Annotated in this window: 20 protein-coding genes; 10 read left to right on the top strand and 10 right to left on the bottom strand. The window is 64.7% G+C overall.

Annotated elements, in window-relative coordinates; all coding sequences use genetic code 11:
* Nucleotides 1-120: 120 nt before the first annotated feature.
* Nucleotides 121-993: a type II toxin-antitoxin system RelE/ParE family toxin gene (locus ACVOL0_RS15180; RefSeq protein WP_481549806.1), complete on the bottom strand. Its 873-nt coding sequence runs from the start codon at nt 991-993 to the stop codon at nt 121-123.
* A gap of 297 nt (nt 994-1290) precedes the next feature.
* Here ACVOL0_RS15180 and ACVOL0_RS15175 point away from each other — a divergent pair, with 297 nt between their 5' ends.
* The 7 genes from ACVOL0_RS15175 to ACVOL0_RS15145 all read left to right on the top strand — a co-directional run bounded on the left by ACVOL0_RS15175 (nt 1291) and on the right by ACVOL0_RS15145 (nt 8918).
* On the top strand, nt 1291-1935 hold the full coding sequence (locus ACVOL0_RS15175; protein ID WP_303749072.1) for a histidine phosphatase family protein: 645 nt from the start codon (nt 1291-1293) through the stop codon (nt 1933-1935).
* Between the two features lie 654 nt (nt 1936-2589).
* A complete protein-coding gene (gene folC / locus ACVOL0_RS15170; RefSeq protein ID WP_481549805.1) occupies nt 2590-3864 on the top strand; it encodes a bifunctional tetrahydrofolate synthase/dihydrofolate synthase in 1275 nt (424 codons plus the stop codon).
* Between the two features lie 66 nt (nt 3865-3930).
* Entirely contained in the window at nt 3931-4962 is a 1032-nt protein-coding gene (locus ACVOL0_RS15165) for an SPOR domain-containing protein (RefSeq protein ID WP_481549804.1), read from the top strand.
* A 60-nt stretch (nt 4963-5022) separates the two neighbouring features.
* Nucleotides 5023-5757, top strand: a complete 735-nt coding sequence (locus tag ACVOL0_RS15160; RefSeq protein ID WP_481549803.1) for a CvpA family protein — start codon at nt 5023-5025, stop codon at nt 5755-5757.
* 29 nt (nt 5758-5786) lie between these two features.
* Nucleotides 5787-7253, top strand: a complete 1467-nt coding sequence (gene purF / locus ACVOL0_RS15155; RefSeq protein ID WP_481549802.1) for an amidophosphoribosyltransferase — start codon at nt 5787-5789, stop codon at nt 7251-7253.
* 171 nt (nt 7254-7424) lie between these two features.
* Nucleotides 7425-8195 carry a ferritin-like domain-containing protein gene (locus ACVOL0_RS15150; protein ID WP_481549807.1) on the top strand — a complete coding sequence of 257 codons (771 nt, stop codon included), beginning with the start codon at nt 7425-7427 and terminating at the stop codon, nt 8193-8195.
* 264 nt (nt 8196-8459) lie between these two features.
* Nucleotides 8460-8918: a COG3650 family protein gene (locus ACVOL0_RS15145; RefSeq protein WP_481549801.1), complete on the top strand. Its 459-nt coding sequence runs from the start codon at nt 8460-8462 to the stop codon at nt 8916-8918.
* Nucleotides 8919-9073: 155 nt separating this feature from the next.
* Here ACVOL0_RS15145 and lpxH read toward each other — a convergent pair whose 3' ends face one another.
* The 9 genes from lpxH to ACVOL0_RS15100 form a co-directional block, all read right to left on the bottom strand.
* Nucleotides 9074-9817 (bottom strand): UDP-2,3-diacylglucosamine diphosphatase, encoded by a 744-nt coding sequence (gene lpxH / locus ACVOL0_RS15140; RefSeq protein ID WP_481549800.1) that lies wholly within the window; start codon nt 9815-9817, stop codon nt 9074-9076.
* 20 nt (nt 9818-9837) lie between these two features.
* Nucleotides 9838-10380: a phosphatase PAP2 family protein gene (locus tag ACVOL0_RS15135; RefSeq protein WP_481549799.1), complete on the bottom strand. Its 543-nt coding sequence runs from the start codon at nt 10378-10380 to the stop codon at nt 9838-9840.
* The gene (locus ACVOL0_RS15130) at nt 10361-11500 is read right to left on the bottom strand and encodes a glycosyltransferase family 4 protein (protein WP_481549798.1); all 1140 of its coding nucleotides are present in this window, start codon (nt 11498-11500) and stop codon (nt 10361-10363) included. The genes ACVOL0_RS15135 and ACVOL0_RS15130 overlap by 20 nt, the downstream gene beginning before the upstream one ends.
* Before the next feature lie 147 nt (nt 11501-11647).
* Nucleotides 11648-14563, bottom strand: coding sequence for a TonB-dependent receptor domain-containing protein (locus ACVOL0_RS15125; protein ID WP_481549797.1), 2916 nt, complete (start codon nt 14561-14563; stop codon nt 11648-11650).
* Nucleotides 14564-14791: 228 nt separating this feature from the next.
* Nucleotides 14792-16318: an exopolyphosphatase gene (gene ppx, locus ACVOL0_RS15120; protein WP_481549796.1), complete on the bottom strand. Its 1527-nt coding sequence runs from the start codon at nt 16316-16318 to the stop codon at nt 14792-14794.
* 59 nt (nt 16319-16377) lie between these two features.
* Nucleotides 16378-18462, bottom strand: coding sequence for a polyphosphate kinase 1 (gene ppk1, locus ACVOL0_RS15115; RefSeq protein WP_481549795.1), 2085 nt, complete (start codon nt 18460-18462; stop codon nt 16378-16380).
* Nucleotides 18459-19799, bottom strand: coding sequence for a phosphate regulon sensor histidine kinase PhoR (gene phoR, locus ACVOL0_RS15110; protein WP_481549794.1), 1341 nt, complete (start codon nt 19797-19799; stop codon nt 18459-18461). The genes ppk1 and phoR overlap by 4 nt, the downstream gene beginning before the upstream one ends.
* 81 nt (nt 19800-19880) lie before the next feature.
* Nucleotides 19881-20570, bottom strand: coding sequence for a phosphate regulon transcriptional regulator PhoB (gene phoB, locus ACVOL0_RS15105; protein WP_481549793.1), 690 nt, complete (start codon nt 20568-20570; stop codon nt 19881-19883).
* A gap of 112 nt (nt 20571-20682) precedes the next feature.
* Entirely contained in the window at nt 20683-22338 is a 1656-nt protein-coding gene (locus ACVOL0_RS15100; RefSeq protein WP_481549792.1) for a M48 family metalloprotease, read from the bottom strand.
* 153 nt (nt 22339-22491) lie between these two features.
* Here ACVOL0_RS15100 and grxC point away from each other — a divergent pair, with 153 nt between their 5' ends.
* The 3 genes from grxC (at nt 22492) to ACVOL0_RS15085 (ending at nt 24304) form a co-directional block, all read left to right on the top strand.
* The gene (grxC, locus tag ACVOL0_RS15095) at nt 22492-22779 is read left to right on the top strand and encodes a glutaredoxin 3 (RefSeq protein WP_481549791.1); all 288 of its coding nucleotides are present in this window, start codon (nt 22492-22494) and stop codon (nt 22777-22779) included.
* Entirely contained in the window at nt 22776-23168 is a 393-nt protein-coding gene (locus ACVOL0_RS15090; RefSeq protein WP_481507711.1) for a carboxymuconolactone decarboxylase family protein, read from the top strand. Before grxC ends, ACVOL0_RS15090 begins: the two co-directional genes overlap by 4 nt.
* A gap of 131 nt (nt 23169-23299) precedes the next feature.
* On the top strand, nt 23300-24304 hold the full coding sequence (locus ACVOL0_RS15085; protein WP_303749087.1) for an isocitrate dehydrogenase: 1005 nt from the start codon (nt 23300-23302) through the stop codon (nt 24302-24304).
* Nucleotides 24305-24481: the final 177 nt, after the last annotated feature.

Raw genomic sequence — 24481 nt, 5'->3', positions numbered from 1 at the left:
TTTTGGGGTGGTTTTTGCGGTGCGCCGCGGGCTTACTTTTGGGCCCTCCTTTTGCGTCTTTGGCTTTAATTTTAAACGGGGGGCCGCCGCTTGGCGGGCAACTACATATCCCGTTGCTACTCAGCGGTAGGGCCCGGGCCCACGCCACAGCAGCTCACCGTAGCGATAGACGTACATCACGATGACGAACTCGCGCGCATCGCCAATGTCCTGCAACTCCGGTGAACCGGCCTGCAGCATGCGGCACTGGCTGGAGCCACGGCGCAACGCCACTTCGGCTGGGCAGACCATCAGGTAGGTGGTGCCGGGCAGCGGGATCGACAATTCCTTCTTGCCATTGACCTCCTTGGCCCCGTCCATCCAGGCGCGCAGCTTCTCCTCGCTGAGCAGGTCGTAGATGATCTGATAGCCGCCGACTTCCATGGCCGGTGCTCCGGCACTGCGATCAATGCGTCGGCCGCTGTCATTGCCCTGGCCGGCGGATCGGCCGTAATCGTCCGGCGCGGTGGTCCTGTCCATCGAGCCGGGCGGGCGCCCGGTCCAGGTCTGGGGACGCCGCGGCACGGTTTCCGATGGGCTCGCAGCCGCTGCGGGCGCGGCCGGGGTCTGGGCCAGCTCCTGGGTCTTGGTTTCTTCCTGCTCCGGCTCGCTCGGCGGTTCGATATAGCGGGCTTCCGGCACTGGCTTGCGCTCCTCGCTGCGTCGCTGCGTGGTCGGCTTGGGTTGTGAACGCGTGGTCTTGTTGGGCTTGTCCTTTGGCGGCACCTTGCTCTGGTCCGTGGACGGCGGTGCTTCGCCGACGAAATCGACCTTGGTGCGGCCGCCACCGGAGGAGCCCTGTGGCGAGGACACCACCGGTGGATTGGAGTACAGCAGGAGCAGCAACATCAGCAGATGCAGCACCGCAGTAACCAGTACTGCGACCCAGCGGTCGCGGCGTTCATGCCAGAGCTTGAATTTGAACTGCTTGGGAGAGCTGGGGGTGCTGGTCATGCCGCGTTCTGGGGCCTTGAGGTTGCTGCCCTCGTGCGGAAGTCACGCTGTGCCACCGATAGGGAACCGGCATGGTAACCCCTGCGCAGGGCAGGTAAACGTGCCGTCAGTGCTGTTGCCGGCTGCTGCTGCGCTCTGGTCAGGCAGCTGCGGCAAACCGTGTGCACAGTTGGCTCGGTTGCCGGCGCAGGATCCGTATCGAAGGAAACCGTGGGCGGTATCGGCGCACGGCCGGGCTATGATGCCCCTCCCGTCGCGGACAGCTGGCGGGACCCCCACCACAATGGAAACAGCTGCATGCGCATCCTGCTTGCCCGTCACGGCGAAACGCCGTGGAACGCCGAAGGCCGCTACCAGGGCCAGATCGACATTCCCCTCTCGCCGGTCGGTGAGGCGCAGGCCAAGGCCTTGGGCGAGCGGCTGGCGGACGTGCAGATCACCCGCGCGGTGGCCTCGCCGCTGAGCCGTGCGCAGGCCACCGCCAAGGCCGCATTGGGCAGCGCACGCGAATCCATGCTGCTCACCGAGCCGGACCTGCAGGAAATCGCCCACGGTGAGTGGGAAGGCCTGCTCGCCAGCGAGATCGATGAGAAAGACCCGGCGCGCCTGCGCGCCTGGCGCGAGGAGCCCGATACCGTGCTGATGCCCGGTGGCGAATCGCTGCGGCAGGTGCTGGACCGCAGCTGGCGCGGCCTGACTGCTGCTGCTGAAGGGCTGGGCGAAGACGACACCTTGCTGGTGGTCGCGCATGACGCGGTCAATCGCGTCATCCTGTGCAGGATCCTCGGCCTGCCGATTTCCAAGCTGTGGAGCTTCCGCCAGGCGCCGACCACCTTGAACCTGCTGGAAGGCCCGGACGTCGAGCATCTGGAAGTGGTGCGCCTGAACGACTGCGCCCACCACACGCCGTTCTTTGGTGAAGCCAAGCACCGCGCGCTGTAAGGCTGGGAGGGCGTGCGTTTCTCCCTCCCTTTCGCGTAGCGAAGGGGAGGGTTGGGGAGGGGTTGGCTTCACCGCTTCTGATCTTGCTGTGGCTTCGCGGCTTACGCCGCTCCTACAACCCTCCGGGCTGAGGCTCTACCGGTGAAGCCCCTGCCGAGCTGGCCCGGCACTACGCTCCCTCGCTTTGCCGCAGTTGCTCCCTTCCTTTCGCGTAGCGAAGGGGAGGGTTGGGGAGGGGTTGGCTTTACCGCTTCTGATCTTGCTGTGGCTTCGCGGCTTACGCCGCTCCTACAACCCTCCGGGCTGAGGCTCTACCGGTGAAGCCCCTGCCGAGCTGGCCCGGCACTACGCTCCCTCGCTTTGCCGCAGTTGCTCCCTCCCTTTCGCGTAGCGAAGGGGAGGGTTGGGGAGGGGTTGGCTTTACCGCTTCTGATCTTGCTGTGGCTTCGCGGCTTGCGCCGCTCCTGCAACCCCCGGACTGATGGGATGCTGGTGAAGCCCCTGCCGAGCATGGCTCGGCACTACCCGTCCCGGTATGACATGCCGGCAAGCTTGGCGGCTGTGCGCAGCCGCCGCTGTATCATGGGCACCATTCCCGCGCGCAACGCGCAGCCGGCTTTTCGTGCCGGCCCATGATCCCGAGAGTCTTTACGCATGTCTTCCGCTCATCCCGCCACGCTTGAACAGTGGCTTGCCCATATCGAACAGCAGCACCCGCAAGCCATCGCAATGGGCTTGGAGCGCGTGCGCGAAGTCGCCAAGCGCATGCAGCTGGGGCAGCCGGCCGAGCATTGCATCGTGGTCGGCGGCACCAATGGCAAGGGTTCGACCGTGGCCTTCATCGAGTCCATCGCCCGGGCTGCGGAATGGAAGGTGGGGGCCTACACCTCGCCGCACCTGCTGCGCTACAACGAGCGCGTGCGCATCGATGGCAAGGAAGTGGATGATGCCAGTCTGGTAGCCGGCTTCAACGCGGTCGAAGACGCTCGCGGCGATACCGCGCTGACCTATTTCGAGTACGGCACGCTGTGCGCGTTGTGGCTGTTCCAGCAGGCTGGACTGGAATTGGCGGTGCTGGAAGTCGGCCTCGGTGGGCGTCTGGATGCGGTCAACATCATCGACGCCGATGTGGCGGTGATTACCACCGTCGATATCGACCACGCTGATTGGTTGGGTAATGATCGTGAAGCCATCGGCCAGGAGAAGGCCGGCATCATCCGCGGCTGGAAGCCGCTGATCCTCGGCGAGATCGATCCGCCCTCCAGCGTGCTGCGTCGCGCCTATGTGCTCGGAGCCAACGCGATCCGTTTCGGCAGCGATTTCTTCGCCGAGGACATTGATGCCGGGTTGTGGCGCTGGCGTGATGTCTCGTTCCGCCTGGAGCTGCCGCAGCCGGCCTTGTGGGCGCCGGTCCAGCGCAACAATGCTGCTACCGCGGTTGCTGCTTTGCGCGCCTTGGACAAGCCGGTACCGCGCGCTGCGTGGGCGCAGGGTGTGGCTGATGCGCAGGTAGTCGGGCGCCTGCAGCGTTTTGAGCGCGACGGCGTTGAAGTGTTGCTGGATGTAGGCCACAACCCGCAGGCCGCTGGCGCTTTGGCTGCAGCATTGAAGGTTGAGCCAGTGCAGGGCCGCACGTTCGCGGTCTATGCCGCGCTGGCCGACAAGGATGCTGCGGGTGTGGTTGAAGCCCTGCAGGCGCAGGTTGATGGCTGGTTCCTGGGCGGGCTGGAAGGCGCGCGTGGGCAAACCGCTGCGCAGCTGCACGAGCGTCTGGCGCAGACCGCTGCCGCTGATGCCAACTTGTCCGACAGCGTCGCCAAGGCACTTGACGCTGCATTGGCGCAGGCCCGGCAAGGCGATCGGGTGCTGGTGTTCGGCTCCTTCCATACGGTGGCCGAAGCACTGCCACTACTCCGTTCAGCTGACTAAGACGCTGCTGCGCGTGCCCCGCATATAATCACCGGGGCACTCCGCCGCGCCGCGCATACGCCAATTGTGGAAACTCCTCTGAAACAGCGACTGATTGGTGCCATCGTTCTGGTGGCCTTGGCCGTAATCTTCCTGCCGATGCTGGTCAAAGGACCTGCGCCGGACAGTGGCGTACAGGACGTGCCGCTGAGCGCACCTGTGGCACCGGCCGAGGGCCAGTATGAAACCCGTGAACTGCCACTGGTAGCGCCGGGCGCACCGGCCGGCGGCGCCTTGGGCATGCCGGCTGCGCAGCCGGAAACCAGCGTGGCCGCTGCCGTCGAGCAGCCTGCCACCGGCCTGCCGCCGGCTACCGCCGCCGGCAACTACGCGGTCAATTTCGGTGCCTATGGCAGCGAGGCGGATGCCGACGCGGTGATCGCGCATTTGAAGAAATCCAATCTGCCAGGCTTCCGCCAGGCCGACACCATCAACGGTCGCCCGGCCTGGCGTGTGCGCATCGGCCCGTATGCCGATCGTGCCCAGGCTGAACTGGTGCGGCTGGAAGCAGGCAAGGTCCGCAACGACGTGAATGCGCAGGTGGTGGTGCTCAACGCCGCTGCCGAAAACGCAGTTGCTGCACCGACCGCTGCCGCCCCACCGGCCACCAGCAGCACCCCTGTGGCCGCCTCGAACACCGCACCGGTGCGCACCGAGGCCTTGCCGCCGGAGCCGGCCAAGCCGGTCGTGGCAGCACCAAAACCCGCAGCGCCCAAGCCTGAAGCCCCGAAGCCTGAACCGGCCCGCCCTGAACCGCCCAAGCCGGTAGCGGCAACCCCGGCCAAGCCGGCCGTTACCACCCCGGCCGCGCCCGCTGCCAGTGGTGTGGGTTTCGCCGTGCAGTTGGGTGCCTTCGGCCAGGCTGCCGATGCCAACGCACTACGCGATCGTGCGCGTGCCGCCGGCTTCAGTGCCTTTGTCGAGCAGGTGCGCACCGACAACGGCGTGCTCAACCGCGTCCGCATCGGGCCGGTGGCCAGCCGCGAGCAGGCTGAACAACTCAAGGCGCAGGTCGCGGCCAAGGTCGGCATCGCCGGCATGGTCCGCCCGCACCCTTGATGCGGCGCTGCGCCCTGTTGACCCGTTGCGCATCCTCGCGGCGTACCTGCGAGGCGCGCGGTGATTGATCTGGTGTTGTTGGCGCTGATCGGCGTGTCGGCCCTGTTCGGGCTGATGCGTGGGCTGTTGGCGACTGTTCTAGGCGTGGTGAATTGGCTGTTGGCCGCTGCCGCCGCCTTCTACTATGGCGCGCGCGCCGCCTTGTTGCTCGCCGATCAAGGCCAGCCCAGTGCTGGCGATTATGCCGGCGGCTACCTGCTGGTATTCATCGCTGTGCTGCTGGCAGCGACGCTGGTCGGACGCCTGCTGCGTGGCGTGGTCGATGCCACGGTCCTGCTGAAATGGCCGGATCGGCTGCTCGGTCTGGCCTTGGGCGCGGTGCGCGGGGTGCTGTTGGCGGTACTGGCGGTCCTGCTGTTGGGCTTCACCTCCATGGACGAGGAGCCTGGCTGGCGTCAGTCCAGCGTGGTGCCTTGGCTGCAGCCGATGGCTGACTGGGCACGCAAAAAGCTGCCGCAGCCGCCTGAATCGCCGGCAATGGCGCTGATGGACTTGGGTAAGTCGGTGCTGGCAGGCGATAATGGCGGACCGAACGAAGCAGATGCGGGCAGTGGCTTGCTGCCGGCGCCGTTGGAAGGGACGCGTTTTGATCCCCGCCAGCGCAGCGCAGAGCAAGGCCGAGCTGACCCGGCGGGGGCGTTGCCCTCCAATATCGATCCGGCGCAGGTGCGCCCGGGTCAACTCAAGCCGATACGGGTTGAGCCTCAGGGCCAGGCACGGCCACCTTCACGTTAACGGGCATCGCCCAGCGGAGATCGCGCAACATGTGTGGCATCGTCGGAATCGTCGGCAACCAGAACGTCGCCGGGCAGCTTTATGACGGCCTGACCGTCCTCCAACACCGTGGCCAGGATGCGGCCGGTATCGCTACCGCTGACGGCACTCGCCTGCGCGTGGAAAAGGCCAACGGCCTAGTCCGTGACGTATTTGACGAGCGCCGCATGGAACTGCTGCAGGGTCGCATCGGCATCGCCCATGTGCGCTACCCGACCGCGGGCTCGGAAGGTACCGACGAGGCACAGCCGTTCTACGTCAACTCGCCGTACGGCATCGCGCTGGCGCACAACGGCAACCTGATCAATACCGAGGCGCTGCGTCGCCAGGTGTTCGAGGCCGACCGCCGCAACATCAATACCGACTCGGACAGCGAAGTGCTGTTGAACGTGTTCGCCTACGAGCTGGACGCACAGCGCATGCTGACCCCGGAAGCGGCGATCCGCGCCGTGGCCGGCGTGCACCGGCGTTGCAAGGGCGGCTATGCGGTGGTCAGCGTGGTGCTGGGCCTGGGCCTGGTGGCCTTCCGCGACCCGCACGGCATCCGCCCGCTGGTGCTGGGCAAGCGCAACCATGCCGAAGGCGTCGAGTACGCGGTGGCTTCCGAATCGGTGGCGCTGGATGTGCTCGGCTTCGAGCGCATGCGCGATGTGGCGCCGGGTGAAGCGGTGGTCATCACCGAGCGCGGCGAGCTGTTCACCGAGATCTGCGCGACCAATACCCAGCAGACGCCGTGCATCTTCGAATACGTGTACTTCGCGCGCCCCGACTCGATGATGGACAACGTGTCGGTGCACAAGGCGCGCATGCGCATGGGCCAGAAACTCGGCGAGAAGATCCTGCGCCTGCGTCCGGACCATGACATCGATACCATCATCCCGATCCCGGACACCTCGCGCGATGCCGCGCTGGAAATGTCCAACGTGCTCGGCGTGAAGTACCGCGAAGGCTTCGTCAAGAACCGCTACGTCGGCCGCACCTTCATCATGCCGGGGCAGGGTGAGCGGGTGAAATCCGTGCGTCGCAAGCTCAACCCCATCCACCTGGAGTTCCGCAACCGCGTGGTGCTGCTGGTGGATGACTCCATCGTGCGCGGCACCACCAGCCAGCAGATCGTGCAGATGGCGCGCGATGCCGGCGCACGCAAGGTCTACCTGGCCAGCGCCGCGCCGCCGGTGCGTTTCCCGAACATCTACGGCATCGACATGCCGGCCGCCGAAGAACTGGTTGCGCACAACCGCAGCGTCGAGGAAATCGAGCAGCACCTGGGCTGCGACTGGCTGGTCTACCAGGACCTGGAAGACCTGGAAGTCGCCGTGCGTGAAGGCAACCCGGAACTGAAGGAATTCGATTCGTCCTGCTTCAACGGCGAATACGTCACCGGCATCGAGCCGGGTTACTTCGAGCGCATCCAACAATTGCGTTCGGACGAAGCCAAGACCCAGCGCCGCGCCTGACTCATAAGCCCCTCTCCCTGCGGGAGAGGGGTTGGGGTGAGGGCAGAACGAAGCGGCAACATGTGAGCACCCATGAACCCGCAACAAGCACTGCCGTCCATAACCAACCAAGCATTCGCAGCACCGCCCGAAGCAGCCGACTTCTCCCTGCTCGACGCCGCCTGCATCTGCATGGCCGCCGCCGATCCGCTTGAAAAAGTCGCGCTTACCCAGCACTACGCCGCGCGCTACCGCGCTGGCACATTGAAGCTGCCGGCAGAAGCGCCACAGCCCGAACCGATCCGCGCGCCGGGCCGCCCGCCGCAACTGGTGCTGGTGCACCCACGCGACCTGCCGCGTCGTGGCCTGGGATCAATGGATGGACGCGCTGCTTTCATCCACGCCATCGCCCATATCGAACTCAATGCCATCGACCTGGCCTGGGACGCGGTCTATCGCTTCCGCGGCCTGCCGGGCAGCTTCTACGCCGATTGGGTGAGCTGCGCCGATGATGAGTCGCGCCACTTCGTATTGCTGCGTGATCGGCTATTGGTACATGGCCACGACTACGCTGATTTCCCCGCCCATAACGGCCTGTGGGAAATGTGCGAGAAGACCGCGCACGACGGCTTGGCACGCATGGCTCTGGTGCCGCGGGTACTGGAAGCGCGCGGCCTGGATGTGACGCCGGCGATGATCAGCAAGCTGCGCTCGCTGGGAGATGGCGTTACCGCCGACGTGCTGGAGGTGATCCTGCGCGAAGAAGTGGCCCATGTCGCCGCAGGCACGCGCTGGTACCACTGGTATTGCGCGCGCGTTGGGGTCGAGCCACGCAAGCGTTTCAAAGAGCTGCTGGGCGAATACGCCGGTGGCTATCTGCGCGGGCCCTTCAATCTGGAAGCGCGCCTGTTGGCCGGTTTCGATGAAGACGAACTGGACTATCTGGTTGAACAAGCCGGCTGAACATCGCGCGCGGTGAAACAGGCCGCCGCGTCATTGGCGGCGACTGTTCCCGTCGGCAGTGCTGGGCTCAACGATGAATGATCCCCGCAACTCGGGCCGTGTCCGATTGACGACCAGCTCGCCTGCATTCCACCATCGGCGCGGCAGATGCGGCTTTCCGTATCCATGTCTTTCACGGGATGATGCAAAGGCATGCGCCAACATCAGGTCGAGTCGCATGTCAGTGTGTTCTCGATCGGCAACGATGCAGTCAAGGAGAAAACAATGAAGCAGATTCTTACGCTGGCCGCGCTGGTAGTGGCATTGTCGGCATGCAACGGTTCCAAGCCTGCAGCTGATTCCAGTGCTACAACGCCGGCTCCGGTGGCACCTGTCGCACCGGCTGAGGCAGTGGCTGCCAAGGATGATTTCCCTGTCATCGTGCAGGCCTTTGGCAATGAGCCGTTCTGGAGTGTGCGCGCGGATGGCGGCAAGCTCGACTACAGCACCCCGGAAACCCAGGCCAGCCCGCTGCATTTCGAAGGCAGCCGCATGTTGCAGGATGGCTTGTTGGTGGTGCAGGGCGGGGAGGGCAAGGACGCGTTCAAGCTGACCTTACAGCGTGCCGAGTGTTCGGATGGCATGTCCGACCTGAAACACCCGTTCACCGCGGAATTCGTGCTCGGCAAGGACACCTTCAAGGGCTGCGCCCGCGATCCATCGGTACCGGTGGAAGCCCCCTGATCCCAGGTGTTTGTAGGAGCGGCGTAAGCCGCGAAACCACAAATGCAAAAGCCGCCAGACAGGTCTGCAATCGCAGCTACATCTGGCGGTTTTTTTTGTACCAGCCTCGCGGCTGACGCCGCTCCTACAAAACAGCCACAAATCCGTGTGTCGGTTCAGCGGCTCAACGCTTCCAGCCGGTAGCCATCCGCATCCACACGCAACACCGAACCCTGCTCATACCAGTCCCCCAGCACGATGCGGGTGAAGCTGTGCTCGCCGGCATTCACGGCATGGATCGCCGGGCGATGGGTGTGGCCGTGGATCATGGTGTCTACGCCGTAACGCTGGAAGGTGGCAATCACCTCGGCCGGGGCCACATCGGTGACGGTCTCAAAGGTCGCCTTGTCGTCCTGCTTCATCTCTGACTGATGCGCCTGGCTGGCGGCACGGGCCTTCTGCGCGAAGGCGACGCGTGCTTCCAGCGACTGCGACAGGAACTGGGCGATGAAGGCCGGGTTACGGGTCTGTGCGCGGAAGGCCTGATAGGCGACGTCATCGGTGCATAGCAGGTCGCCATGCTGCAGCAGTACCGGCTTGCCATACAGCTGGATTACCGACGGATCCGGCAGGATGCGCATGCCGGCACGTGCGGCATAGTCGTTGCCGAGCAGGAAGTCGCGGTTGCCGCGGATGAAGTACACCGGCACACCGGCGTCGCTTACCTCACGCAGCGCCAGCGCGACCGCATCGGCGGCGCTGGAAGGCGTGTCATCGCCGATCCAGGCTTCGAACAGGTCGCCCAGGATGTACAGCGCCTCGGCCTGCCGCGCTTCGCCGCGCAGGAAATCGAGGAACAGTTCAGTGATGGCTGGACGACTGGGGTCCAGGTGCAGGTCGGAGATGAACAGCGTTGTCATGCCCGCATTGTAGAGCCTGATCAGCCTGCGAGCAGCGGCAGCAGCTGCAGCGAGCCTGCGCCCAGCAATACACCGATGACGGTGGCGGCCAGTACATCGCTGGGGTAGTGCAGGCCCAGCACCACCCGCGACAGCGCTACGCCTATGGTGAAGGGCAGCAGCAGCGGGGTCAGCCAGGGATAGTAGGCCAGCGCCACCACGGTGAAGGACACTGCATGCAGGGTGTGGCCGGACGGGAAGCTGTATTCATCCAGCGGTGCCACCCAGGCGCGGATGCGCAGGTCGGCGGCAAATGGGCGCGGGCGCCGGGTCCAGCGCTTGAGCAGCTTGTACAGGGTCAGTGCCAGCACGCCGGTGGCGGCCATGTGCGCGGAGGCCTGCAGGCCATCCAGGCCATCGGCCAGCACCAGCGCGCCCATCAACATGTACCAGAACACGCCATCGCCGAGGCGGCTCAGTACCGAAAACAGGCGGCGGATGCCGCGACGGCGACCGTAACGGTTTGCACGGCGGCACCAGCGTGCCTCGCGCGCGGCGATGCCTTCAGGCGGCAGCAATCGCATGGCAGCGTCTCCGGGAGGCCAGTTCGCTGAGCAGTGCTTCAAATTCGGCGACCACGTGTTCCGGATGCAGGCGCTGCATCGCGCGGCTGGCGTTGGCACCGAGGGTGCTGCGCATTTCGTCATCGTTGGCCAGTTGCACGGCGGCGGCGATGAAGTTCTCATCGTTGTCCACGGCAACGCCGCTGTGTCCACTCTGCAGATGCTCGCGGGCGGCGCCGTAGTTGAAGGCCACCGTCGCCACGCCGCTGGCCATGGCTTCCAGGGTGACGTTGCCGAAAGTTTCGCTGCGGCTGGCGAACAGGAACAGATCGCCGCTGGCGAAGTGGCGGGCCAGCGCTTCACCGCGCTGCACGCCGCAGAAGATGAAGTCCGGGTTCTGCTCGGCCAGCTTCTCGCGCAGGGGGCCATCGCCAACCCAGACAAAGCGTGCTTTCGGCCGCTGCTGCTGGATGCGGCGGAAGGCCTTGATCGCCAGGCCCAGGTTTTTTTCCGCGGCGATGCGACCAACATAGATCACCGCGAAGCCTTCGCCTTCGATGCCCCAGTCGGCACGCAAGGCGGCATCGCGTTTATTGGGGTCGAACTGGCTGCCGTCCACCGCGCGCGCGAGCAGCCGCGCGCGGGAAAATCCATTGTCCAGAAGAAACTGCTGCAACTCGCGGGTGGGGACCAAGGTAGCTTCTGCCTGATTGTGGAAACGGCGCATCCAGCGCAATGCGGTGCCTTGTAACCAGGCAGCGCCGTAGTCGGGCAGATATTCATCAAAACGCGTGTGCAGACCCGAGGCGACCGGGATGCCCAGCCTGCGCGCGGTACGCATTGCCGACCATCCCAACGGGCCTTCCGTGGCCACGTAGATCGCATCCGGGCGTTGCTGTTGCCATTGCCGGGCCAGCCGCAAAGGCGCCGGCAGGCCGAAGCGCAGACCGGGGTAGCGCGGCAGGCCGGCACCGCGCACCAGTACTTCGTGGGCGGCGCCGCTGCCGTCCTGTTGCTGGCGTGGGCGTACCACATCGATGTCGTGGCCGCGGCTGCGCAGGCCGTGTTCCAGTCCCTGCACGGTCAAGGCAACGCCATTGACCTCCGGCGGATAGGTCTCGGTGACGATCGCAAAGCGCATGGCTGGCTCCCGGTTTTTGGCGAGGATGCGCGCCCGGAATGAAGCGACTGTTACTTCCAGTTGACGACTTTGTTACCGGGTCAACGAAAAAAACCACGGCCCCGAAGGGCCGTGGTTCCTGGTGCTTTTCTACCTGCGAGGCAGGGATCAGAAGCGCTGCTGGTACTTCATGTACACGAAACGACCGATGTCGTAGCCGCCGTAGTACGAGAAGGCCGAGTTCGGCTTGCTGTACATCACCGGGCCGTACTTCTCGAACACGTTGTTGGCACCGACCGAAACGGTGGCATCCCACGGCAGCTTGTAACGCACCTGCACGTCGTGGAAGGTCACTGCGCCACGCTCGTTGTAGTTGCGCGCGCCCTTGTACCAAGGCGCGTAGACGCCCGGGTCGGAACACTCTGCCGGATACAGTGCGATGCTCGGGCACTGCTCCTTGACGCCGGAGAAGTAACGGGCGGTCCAGCTGGCACCGAAGTTGCCACGTTCCCAGCCAGCGGTCAGGTTGGAGCGAACGCGGAAGCCGCTGCCGATGCCGTTGCTGGGAGTGGGGACCACATTGTTGTCGTTGGTCGAACGGTAGATGTTCTCGCTGACATAGGTAGTGGCCCAGCTGGTGCTGAACTTGCCGTAATCGGTATCCAAGCGATAGCTCAGGTCCATGTCATAGCCTTCGGTCTGCATGAAGCCGGCGTTGCGGTTGCCGAAGCGAAGGGTGTTGACGATGCCGGTTACCGGGTCGCGGGTGAAGCGGTTGCAGCGTGCATCGATGCCCTGCTCGTAGCAGTCGATCAGGATCTGGTTCGGGCTGTCGGAGACGATGGTGTTGTCGATGCGGATCTTCCACCAATCCAGCGACACGTTGAAGTTGCTGATGAAGCTTGGGCTCCATACCAGACCCAAGGTCTTGCTCGTGGAGGTTTCCGGGGTCAGCGAGGGATTGGAGCCGCCAACGAACGGCAGCGGCGTGGCGTCGGATGCCGTGGTCACCGGGGTCATGCCCTGCTTGAGCTGACGGAAGGTGTTGGCGTTGGCGATGTCACGTGCGCAACGGGCACGCACCTCGGTGCTGGTCTTGGAGGCGCCGAACACGGTATCGCAGGGGTCGCTGAACTGAGCGAAGGTTTCCGAGCCGCCACCGAACAGGTCGTTGATGGTCGGGGCGCGGAAGCCCTCTGCCCAGGTGCCGCGCACCAGCAGCTGCTCGAACGGCTTCCACTTGAAGCCGAACTTGCTGTTGACGGTGTTGCCGAAGGTGTCGTAATCGGAATAGCGGGTTGCAGCATTGAAGCTCAACTCACGCGCGCCCGGCAGGTCGGCCAGCACCGGGATGTTGAGCTCCAGGTAGGCTTCGTTGACTCTGTAGTCGCCTCCGGTCGGGCCAGCGGCCAGATTGGTGGTGGCGCCGGTCTGGGCCAGCGGATCGGGGATGTACTCGCCGGCTTCCTTGCGGCTCTCAACGCCGAATGCAAAACCCAGGTCGCCGGCCGGCAAGGTAACGATGCTGCCGGCGATGTTGGCGAAAAAGTTCTTGCTGGTGGTCTTGCCCTTGGTGATTTCCGGCGGGAACAGCCAGTCCTGCAGAGTGGTGTTGGCGGTCAGGCCGTTCGGATCGGTGCTGCCGTATGGAGCCAGCGGATTCCACGGGGTGCAGTTGGCGACCGGTGCGCCAGGCTTGCCGCATTCGACCTTGCCGGTGGCGGCGTTGTAGAACGACGGTCCCACTGCAGCCGCAACGCGGCCCTTGTGCAGGTTGCCGGTGGCAACGGATTCCAGCTCGTTGCGGCTGTACTGGTAGCCAGCTTCCCAATCGAAGTAGCGCTCGCCGATGTCAAAGGAGCCATCGAACGAGGCCACCGCGCGATAGGTCTTCAGCTCGCTGTTGGTAACACGTGGGATTTCCCAGGTGCGGCGATTCCAGGCCACGGCGGTCGGCTTGGCATAGCCATGCTGGTTGCCAAACGGGTTGAAGTAGCTGTCGATCGACATCGGGCCGATGCCAGCGGTGCTTGACTGCAGCGGATAACCTGCGATCTGGCGGCTGGAGCTGCGCTGGTTATAGCCCAGTTCGGTCTTGAAGTTGATGGCGTCGGTGATCTTGAAGCGGCCATCGAAATACACCGAATCCCGTTTGATCGGGTAGTTCACGTGCATCTGGTTGTTGGCGTTGCTGACATCACCGGTGAACGGGGTGGTGTCGGTGATGTGGTAGTTGGCCGGATTGGTCGGGTCGGCACCACGGTTGAGCGAATAGTTGCAACCGGCGGTGGCGGTGCAGCCGGGGCCACCCTTCAGACCGGTGATCTGGCCGTACTGGCTCAGCGTGGTCCAGTTGCTGGCATCGTTCGGATGGCGGTCGCTGATGCCATAGGCGCTGAACCAGCGGTCCTTGGCCCAGACAGCCTTTTCTTCACTGTGTTCGGCTGACAGCGTCAGCGAGATGCGGTCGTTGCTCCAGCCGCCGATCACGTCGAAACGGTCACGCGCACCATCGCCCTGGCTGAACTGGCCGTGGTAGACGTTGGCGGTAACGCCGTTGACATTGGAGCGGGTGATGATGTTGACCACACCGGCCATGGCGTCGGAGCCATAGATGGCCGAAGCGCCGTCCTTCAGTACTTCAATACGCTCCACTGCCGACACCGGCAGATTGGACACGTCCTGGTAACCGGAGGTGCTGATGCCCAGGCGTTTGCCGTTGACCAGCACCAGGGTGCGCTGGGTACCCAGGTTGCGCATATCGATGTAGGTGCCGCCAGCGTTCTCACCTGCGGTCAGCGCATTGGCGCGGCTGATTGCGGGGCTGCCCATGGCAGTGACGTTCTGCAGGATGTCGGCAACCGAGCTGAAGCCCTGTTGTTCGATATCGGTGCGGCTGATGGCGAACACTGGCTGCGCGGTTTCGACGTCGACCTGGCGGATGCGTGAACCGGTGATCTCGATACGATCAAGGGTGGTGGGATTGCTGTCCTGGGCGAGCGCGGGCAGGGCGGTCATGCCGACGGTGCTCGAAACCAAGGCATAGCGAATCGCCTGCCCCAGTACGCTGGAACGTGTTTGCATTGCGGGCTCTCTCTCTTTTGAAACTGACAAATGTCAAAAAGAGATTGCGGCGTAAGGCCGCCGCGATCTCCATCAAAGACCATCGTTGCAAGTGCAAGGATGGTTTGGTGAGAGTAGCGCCGTTTGTAAAAAAAGTGTTTGTCATGGCGCAATAGGTAACCAAGGTTACGTATTGGTGGTGCCAGTTTCAGCTGTGTCCTGAGCGCTGTGGCCGTTTGGCCTCGGCGCTCAGGCCACGAATGGCCGGAAGCTGAAACCCAGTCCGGTCATGCCTTCGGCCTCGCCAACAAGATCCGCGCGCAGCAGCGGGCGGGCGTCGATGTAGTCCTTGGACAGGATCAGCGACAGGGCATTGCCATCGACCGAAAGCTCCAGGGTCGGGATCGGGTCGGGCTCGTGTGCGCGGTGCAGCAGCACCGCCAGTCGCAGAATTGCCGCCGTGCGTTTGGCCGGCAGCAACAGGCGCTCGGGCAGGGCCTCGAACGCGCTCTTGGGAATGCCGCGACGATGGGTGCGGATCAGCGCCGCCAGCATCTGCTGCTCCTGGCGCGAGAAACCAGCGATATCCGAATGCTCGATCACGTAGCTGCCGTGGGTGTGATAACCGCTGTGCGCGATCATCAAACCCAGCTCATGCAGGCGTGCAGCCCAGCCGAGCATGCGGGCATCATCGACATCCAGTTTCCAGGCGTCGGAGACCTGTTCGAACAAGCGCTGCGCAGTGGCTTCCACGCGCTGCGCCTGGGCTTCGTCGATGGCGTAGCGCTGTGTGAGTGCGGCCACCGATTCGTCGCGCGGGTCGTTGTCGTTGGCGCGGCCCATGATGTCGTAGAGGATGCCTTCGCGCATCGCCGCCTTGCTGACCAGCAGCTTCTGCAGGCCAAGCGCCTGGAACGCGGCTTCCAGCACCAGTACGCCACCGGCGATGATCGGGCGGCGCTCGTTGGACAGCGTCGGCAATTCGATCTCGTTGATGTTCTTGGCGCGCAGCAGTTCCTCGCGCAGCTGCGGCAGCGCTTCGGCGGTGATCGCGCCCTTGCTCAGCTTCATCGCCGCGCAGATCTCGCTGATCGCCTTGTGGGTGCCGGATGAGCCCAGTGCTTCCTGCCAGCCCAATGCCTTGTACTTGTTGGCGAAGGGCTGGAATTCGGCGCCGATTTCGGTGAGTGCGTCCTTCCAGCGCTTCTTGCTCAGCTTGCCGCCGGGGAAGAAGCGCCTGGTGCTGGCGATGCACCCGGCCTGCAGGCTTTCGCGCTCCAGCGTCTGCATGCCCTGGCCGATGATGAACTCGGTGGAGCCGCCGCCGATGTCGATCACCAGCCGGTGCTGATCGGGCTTGGGCGGCTGTGCGTGGGCAACGCCGAGGTAGATCAGACGGGCTTCTTCGCGGCCACTGACCACTTCGATGGCGTGGCCGAGCGCGGTTTCGGCCGGCATCAGGAACGACAGCGGCGAGCGCAGCTGGCGCACGGTATTGGTGGCGAGGGCGCGCACGCGGTAGGGCGGGATGTTGCGGATGCGCTGGCCGAAACGGGCCAGGCATTCCAGCGCGCGCTGGCGGGCTTCGGGCGACAGGCCGCCCTTGCCATCCAGGCCATCGGCCATGCGTACGGTTTCGCGCAGGCGGTCCACCACCCGCAGCTGCCCGAGCAGGTAGCGCGCGATGACCATATGGAAACTGTTGGAGCCCAGATCGATGGCGGCCAGCAGGTCGCCGTCCTGCAGGGGCGGTGGGGTCAGAGAGGACTGGGGCATGGCGGAATGGTAGCCGAAGCCCGGGGTTCGGCGTCACCTTGCCCCGGTAATCTTCGCTCCTACAAACCCTCCATCAATGCCTGCTGCGCTGAATGCGGCGGTTGCCCGGCTGCGGGTTCGCACTTGATGTAGCGGCCGTCTTCCTGCAGATCCCAGGCATTGAGGTTGTCGTCCAGGTAGTTCTGCAGCACCTCGCGGTAGATGCGCCGGGCCAGATCGGTGTCCAGGATCGGGAAGCAGGTTTCCACCCGCCGCAGCAGGTTGCGCTCCAGCCAGTCCGCGCTGGCGCAGTACAGCTCGGGCGCGCCGTTGTTGCCGAACCAGTAGACGCGGCTGTGCTCGAGGAAGCGGCCGACAATCGAGCGCACGCGGATGTTGTCCGACACGCCTTCCACGCCCGGGCGCAGGGTGCAGGCGCCGCGCACGATCAGGTCGATCTGCACGCCGGCCTGTGAGGCGGCGTAGAGGGCACGGATCACCTGCGCCTCGTTGAGCGCGTTCATCTTGGCGATGATGCGTGCCGGCTTGCCGTCGAGGGCAAGCTTGGTCTCGCGCTCGATGCGCTTGATCAGCCCGGCATGCAGGGTGAACGGCGATTGCAGCAGGCACTTAAGCTTCATCTTCGGCGCAAGCCCGGAGAGCTGCTGGAACAGCAGGTGCACATCGTTGCCGATGTCCGGATCGGCGGTGATCAGGCTCAGGTCGGTGTACGCGCGGGCGGTGCCGCTGTGGTAATTGCCGGTGCCCAGGTGTACGTAGCGGCGCAGCTTGCGGCCCTCGCGGCGCACGATCAGCAGCATCTTGGCGTGGGTCTTGTAACCGACCACGCCGTAGACGACCTGCACACCGGCATCCTGCAGGCGGTCAGCCAGGCCGAGGTTGGCTTCTTCATCGAAGCGCGCGCGCAGCTCGACCACGACAGTGACGTCCTTGCCGTTGCGTGCGGCCAGGATCAGCGCCTCGACAATGCCGGAGTCCTTGCCGGTGCGGTACAGCGTCTGCTTGATCGCCAGCACGTTGGGATCGACCGCGGCTTCGCGGATCAGCTCCAGCACGGTGCTGAAGGAGTCGAATGGGTGGTGCAGCAGCACGTCGCCCTGCGCAGCGGTCTCGAAGATGCCCTCGGGCGACTTGAACACGCGCGGGCTCATCGGCGGGTATTTCAGGTCCGGCCGCTGCAGCAGGTCATACACCTGGATGACGCGGTTGAGGTTGACCGGGCCGTCGATGCGATAGGCCGCGTTCTCCGACAGGCCGAAGTTCTGCAGCAGGGTCTGCATGATGGGCTTGGGGCAGTCGTGGGCGATCTCCAGACGCACGGCAGGGCGATAGCCGCGGTCGACCAGCTCATCGCGCAGCGCCAGCGCCAGGTTTTCCACTTCTTCCTCGTCCACCACCAGCTCGGAGTTGCGGGTGACACGGAACTGATAGGCACCCTGCACATCCATGCCCGGGAACAATTCATCGACGAAGGCTGACAGCACCGCCGACAGCAGCACGAAGTTCTGTGGGCCGCCCAGCGATTCGGGCAACTGGATGATGCGCGGCAGCGAACGCGGTGCGCGTACCAGCGCCAGATGGCCGGCACGGCCGAAGGCGTCGGTGCCCTTCAGCACGACGACGATGTTCAGTGACTTGTTGAGGATCTTCGGGAACGGGTGCGATGGGTCCAGGCCGAGCGGCGACAGCACCGGCATGATCTCGTTGCGGAAGTAAGCCCGCAGCCAACGTCGCTGGCGCGGGGTCCAGGTCTTGTTGGCGAGGATGCCGACACCGGCCTCGCCCAAGGCCGGGCGCAATACCTGGTTCCAGCAGCGGTACTGCTGGTCCACCAGTTCGGCGGCGCGGTCATGGATGGCGTTGAGGATGGCCTGCGGGCTCATCCCGTCCGGCGCTGGCGGCAGGCCGAATTCCTGCGCATGGCGGACGGCGGCGGCGCGGATCTCGAAGAATTCGTCCAGGTTGGTGCAGGAGATGCACAGGAAGCGCAGCCGCTCCAGCAACGGCACCTGCTCATCCATCGCCTGGGCCAGCACGCGGAAATTGAAATCCAGCTGTGACAGTTCCCGGTTGATGTACAGCGCCGGATCACGCAACGGATCGGTGCTGGCGGCGGGCGTGGCGGGGGGCGGGGGAGGAGTCATGCCGGGAAGTCTTCCATGGACAAAGGCGAGGGGGATGCATTGCGCGGGCGTACATGCTCGGCGTCGAAGTGGCAGGCAAAGGTGCTGCCCTGGCCGACTTCACTGCGGATTTCCAGGCGTGCCTGGTGCAGGCCGAGAATGTGTTTGACGATGGACAGGCCCAGCCCGGTGCCGCCGCTTTCGCGCGAACGGCTGCTGGAGACGCGGTAGAAGCGCTCGGTCAATCGCGGCAGGTGGTTGGCGGGAATGCCGTAGCCGGTGTCAGTGACCGCCAGCACGGCGCCATTGCCTTCGCGGCTGAAGGTCAGGGTGATACGGCCACCGGCCGGGGTATAGCGCACGGCATTGGTCAGCAGGTTGGAGAAAGCGCTGTGCAGCTCCTTGTTGGAACCTGCCAGATCCACCCCGGCCTGGTCTTCGACGACGATGGTATGGCGGCCCTGGCTGTGCGCCTCGGCTTCGCGCCGCAGCGAGGCCAGCATCGAGGTCATGCCTACCGTTTCCAACTCGGTATGTTGCTGCGATTCCAGCCGCGACAGGGTCAGCAGGTCTTCGACCAGCTGCGCCATGCGCTGCGATTGCTTGCGCATTTCCGACAGCATCGGCCCGGTATCGGGGAAGTCCTCCGGGTCCATCATGTCCAGGTAGCCGTGCACCACGGTCAGCGGTGTGCGCAACTCGTGCGAGACATTGGCGACAAAGTCCCTGCGCACCTGCTCCAGGTGCAGCAGCTTGGTCACATCACGTGCGACCAGCAGCCAATGGTGATCCGAATACGGGATCAAGCGCATGTGCAGGCGGATGGCCGGATCAACCGGCGAGTTGGCATCCAGGATCGGTTCGGCATTGCGGCCACCGGCCAGCCAATGGGCCAGTGGCAGCGGCTGCAGGCGGGGTACCAGTGCGGCCTCCATGTCGGCCGGATGCTGCAGGCCGAGCAGGGTGGTGGCGGCTTCGTTGAACCACTGCACGCGCTGGGTATTGCGATCGACCACCACCACTGCATCGGGCAATGCGGCAGCGGCGGCACGGTAGCTGCGCAGCATTTCGACCAGACGACGTTTGCGCGCGCGCATTTCCTGCTGGTTGCGTGACAGCAGGCGGTCCAGTTCATTCCAGACGCCGACGCCGTCGGGCGTGTCCCAGCGCTGTCGTGCGGTCAGCCTCAGCAGCAGCTGGCGCAGGCGCCAGTAGTGCCAGGTCAGCATTGCCAGGGCAGTGATTGCCACCGCCAAGGCGGGGTGCCCCAGCAATGCCCCAAGCCCCCATGCCAGCAACAGCAACGTGGCCACGGTGGCCAGCGTCTTCAACCAGGCAGATCGGAATTGGCGGGGCATTGCACTCTCGGTGGTACGCGGTGGATCCGTCGGGGGTATCACGGGTTATAGCATCGCCTGCGGCCGCGTGGCCGCCAGCGTTCAGGTGGCGGCGGAGAAGCGGTAGCCGGCACCGCGCACGGTCTGCACCATGTTCTCGGCTTCGAACGGTTCCAGCGTCTTGCGCAGGCGACGGATATGCACGTCGATGGTGCGTTCTTCCACATACACGCTGCCGCCCCAGACATGGTCGAGCAGCTGCGAGCGGGTATAGACACGCTCCGGATGGGTCATGAAGAAATGCAGCAGGCGGTATTCGGTCGGGCCGATCGGCACCGGCACATCGCCGGCGAACACGCGGTGGGCGGCACCGTCGATGCGGATGTTGCCAACGCCGACACTGCCGTCTTCGTCGTCGTCGCGGGTGCGACGCATCACCGCACGGATACGCGCCAGCAGTTCGCGCGCAGAGAACGGCTTGACCACATAGTCGTCGACGCCGGCTTCCAGGCCACCGACGCGATCATTCTCTTCACCGCGTGCGGTGAGCATGATGATCGGCACATCGCGGGTAAGCACTTCCTTGCGCCAGCGGCGGGCAAGTTCCAGGCCGCTGGTACCCGGCAGCATCCAATCCAGCAGGATCATGTCCGGTACCCGGTCGGCAATGGCGGTCTGCGCTTCGAGAGCATCGCCAGCATGGACCGGGTCGTACTCGCCCTTGCGCAGGGCGAAGGCGACCATGTCACGGATCGCGGGTTCGTCGTCGACAATCAGGATACGTTTCTGCACGTGGCGCCTACCGGAATGCCCATCAATAAGGGATGTGCTCAGTAGACTACGGTTTGATGACGGGTTTGTGACATTGGGAACGGGTAAACCCGGCAGGTTGTCGCAGGCAGGTTCACTTTCGTGACATTTCCGGGTCGTGTACGCCTAGCCGGCGCATTTCCAGCACGGTTGGCATGATCGATTCGATGCGGGCGTCGACCCGGGCGCGGCTAACGTAATCCAGCCCGGGCTGTTTGAGCAGGGCCTGGAATTGGATCAGTGCCTGTTCCGGGCGCCCATTCAGATAGGCCGCTTCGGCATAGGCTTCGCTGGCGCGGGTACTGTCGCCGGCCAGTTCACTGGCGCGGGCGAAGGTGGCCTGGAACACCGGGTCATCGCTGGAGCGGGCCAGCAGCGGCCGCAGCATGGCCTGCGCGCGCTGGCCGGCGGCAACGCCGCCCTGCTCATTCAGGACCTGTGCGTAGGTCAGGGCTACCGGGCGGCTCTGCGGCAGGCGCTTGAGCAGGGCGTCGAAGCGCTTGTTGGCCTCTTCGTGCTGCCCCCTGCGCGATTCGGCCTCGCCCAGGGCCAGGTTCACCCACAGGTTGTCCGGGTATTTCTGCAGCAGCTGCTGCAGCTCGGGCAGGGCCTGGGCGACGCCGCCAGCACCACCGTCACGCAGGCGGGCAATGGCCACGCCGTAGCGCTGCGGGTCGGTCAGGCCATCCTTCTGGCTGCGTTTGAGGCCTTCGTACTCTCGCACCAGCTCCGACGGGGTTGGCGCGCTGAGTACGCGCAGCCGTTCGCGGGCCCAGTCGAACTGGCCGGTGGGCCCGCGCGGCAGGCTGTTGTCGGGCAGGGACAACTGCAGGCCGGACGGTAACAGCGGATTGCCGCCGCCCAGCGGGTTGCTGCTGGTGGCGGGTGCGGATGGGCTGGCCCTTTCCTGCAGTGCCCCGGTCGGGGTCTGGGTAGTCAGCGGGACGGTGTCCTTCTTCATCTGCTCGGCGCGGGCCTTGGCCTCGCTGATGCGGGTGATGTTGACCGGGTGGGTGCGCAGGAAGTCCGGGGTGGAATAGCCGCCTTCGTTGCCACGCATCGCCGCCGACATGCGTTCGAAGAAGCCGGCCATCGCGTCCACGTCATAGCCGCTGCGGGCCAGGGTGCGGATGCCAAGACGGTCGGCCTCGGATTCGTTGGAACGGGTGAAGTTGATCTGGCGCTGCTGCATCAGCCCCATGCCGGAGGTGATGGCGGCCATGGTGGCGTCGCCGGAGGAATTGCCACCGGCCTGCTGCGCGGCGATCACTGCCGCCAGCATGCCAAGCAGGATCGGGATCTGGTCGCGCTGGGCACGTTCCACCCCGCGCAGCACATGCTGCTGGGTGACGTGGGCGATTTCATGCGACAGCACCGCTGCCACCTCGTCCTCGCGCTCGGCGGTGAGTACCAGGCCGGCGTTCATGCCGACGTAGCCGCCCAATGTGGCAAACGCATTGATCTGGCGGTCCTTCATCATGAAGAACGTGTACTTCTGTTGCGGTTGCGCGCTGTTGGAGCCGAGCCGGGTACCCATGGTGCCGAGCCAGTCATTCACCAGCGGGTCGTCCAGCAGATAGCCGTAGTTGCGCAGTTCACGCAGCATCATGCCGCCGTACTCCGCCTGCCGTGCCGGGGTCAGCAGCTCACCGGCCGACGAACCGATGTCGGGCAGTTTGCTGTCATCGGCATGGGACAGCGGGGTGGCCAGGGCCAGGGTTATGGCGGTGGCAAGCAGCAGGTTGCGCAAGCGGTGACTCCGGGTAGTGGCAGGGCGGAGGATGACGGGGAAGCGGGACGCGGGTGTGAAGCAGAGGTTAACCCGCTGTGTTCTGCCGGTGGCATCGATAATCCGCGCGACCGGTACCATATGTAGACAATGTTTCCACTCAGGAGTTTCGTTGTGACAACCTCATCCAGCGCCGGTGCACCGGAGATCACCATTTACTCCACCGCCGTCTGCCCGTACTGCGTGGCGGCCAAGAACTTCCTGAAGAGCAAGAACCAGTCCTGGACCGAGGTCCGGATCGACCTGGACCCGGCTGCGCGCGAGAAGATGATGGCGCTGACCAAGCGCACCAGCGTGCCACAGATCTTCGTCGGCGACGTTCATGTGGGCGGTTACGACGACATGATCGCGCTGCACCGCGAAGGCAAGCTGGAGCCGCTGCTGGCCGGGCAGGGCGCATGAGCGCCGACAACGAGAAGGACCGCCTGGCCGAATTCACAGAATTCCGCCAGCGCATGAACCAGCGCATCCTGGCCGAGCCCAACCAGGTGGTGCGGCGCTTCTTCGCGCTCGATACCCAGACCTACCAGGCCGGCGCGCTGGATGTGAAGACCAAGGAGCTGCTGGGCCTGGTGGCCTCGATGGTGCTGCGCTGCGATGACTGCATCAGCTACCACGTGGCCCAGTGCAAGGAGGCCGGGGTCAGCCGCGAGGAGTTCTTCGAGACCTTCTCGGTCGGCCTGGTGGTGGGCGGCTCCATCGTCATCCCGCACCTGCGGCGGGCGGTGGATTTCCTCGACCAGCTGGAGAGCGGGGCGGCCGCCGCGCCGGCTGGGCACGAGCACAGCTGAACCCCAGACCTTCGTCCAGTTGGGGCTGGCGCGGCTGATCAGGCATAATTGACAGTTGAAACCTTTTCAATCGCGCCGGGTTCCGGGCAGCCGGATGGCGCATTCCTCCTCCCTGTTCGGAATACCTAGAAATGACGCAGACAATCACCGTCATCCGCGGCGATGGCATCGGCCCGGAAATCATGGACGCCACCCTGTTCGTGCTGGACAAGCTGGGCGCTGGCCTGAGCTATGAGTTCGCCGACGCCGGCTTGGCCGCGCTGGAAAAGCACGGTGAGCTGATCCCGGCTTCCACCCTGGAATCGATCAAGAAGAACAAGGTCGCCCTGAAGAGCCCGCTGACCACGCCGGTCGGTGGCGGTTTCAGCTCGATCAACGTTGCCCTGCGTCGCCAGTTCGACCTGTATGCCAACGTACGCCCGGCCATCTCGTTCCCGAACACCAAGTCGCGCTACGAGAACATCAACATGATCACGGTGCGTGAGAACACCGAAGGCGCCTACCTGGCCGAAGGCCAGGAAGTGTCGGCTGACGGCGAGACCGCGTTCTCCGGCACCCGCATCACCCGCAAGGGCTCCGAGCGCATCGTGCGTTACGCCTTCGAGCTGGCCAAGAGCACCGGCCGCAAGAAGGTCACCGCCGTGCACAAGGCCAACATCATCAAGTCGACCTCGGGCCTGTTCCTGGACGTGGCGCGCGAAGTCGCCGCCAAGTACCCGGAAATCGAGTTCCAGGAAATGATCGTCGACAACGCCTGCATGCAGCTGGTGATGCGTCCGGAGCAGTTCGACATCATCGTCACCACCAACCTGTTTGGCGACATCATCTCCGACCTGTGTGCTGGTCTGGTCGGCGGCCTGGGCCTGGCCCCGGGTGCCAACATCGGCGTTGATGCGGCCATCTTCGAAGCCGTGCACGGCACCGCACCGGACATCGCCGGTCAGGGCAAGGCCAACCCGGTCGCGCTGCTGCTGGGCGCTGCGCAGATGCTGGACCATGTCGGCCAGCCGGAAAACGCCGAGCGCCTGCGCAAGGCCATCGTTGCCACGATGGAAGCCAAGGACTCGCTGACTGGCGATCTGGGCGGCACTGGCACCACCATGGGCTTCGCCCAGGCCATCGCCAGCCGCCTCTGATTGCAGCTGCGGTAGTCGGTGGTACAGAAACGGAGCGCGCAAGCGCTCCGTTTTTTTGTTTGCGTAGTGGGGGGCCCCGGCACGGGGGGGGGGGTAGTAGATATTTTAATAAGAAGCCTAAGTACACACCGACAAAAAAAAAAAAACACAAAAAGACCCCCGTACGGCGGGGTAGAA

The sequence above is a fragment of the Stenotrophomonas sp. STEN021 genome, assembly GCF_056760175.1.
The sequence above is the reverse complement of the archived record's forward strand: the minus strand, read 5'-3'. Positions and strand labels throughout refer to the sequence as shown.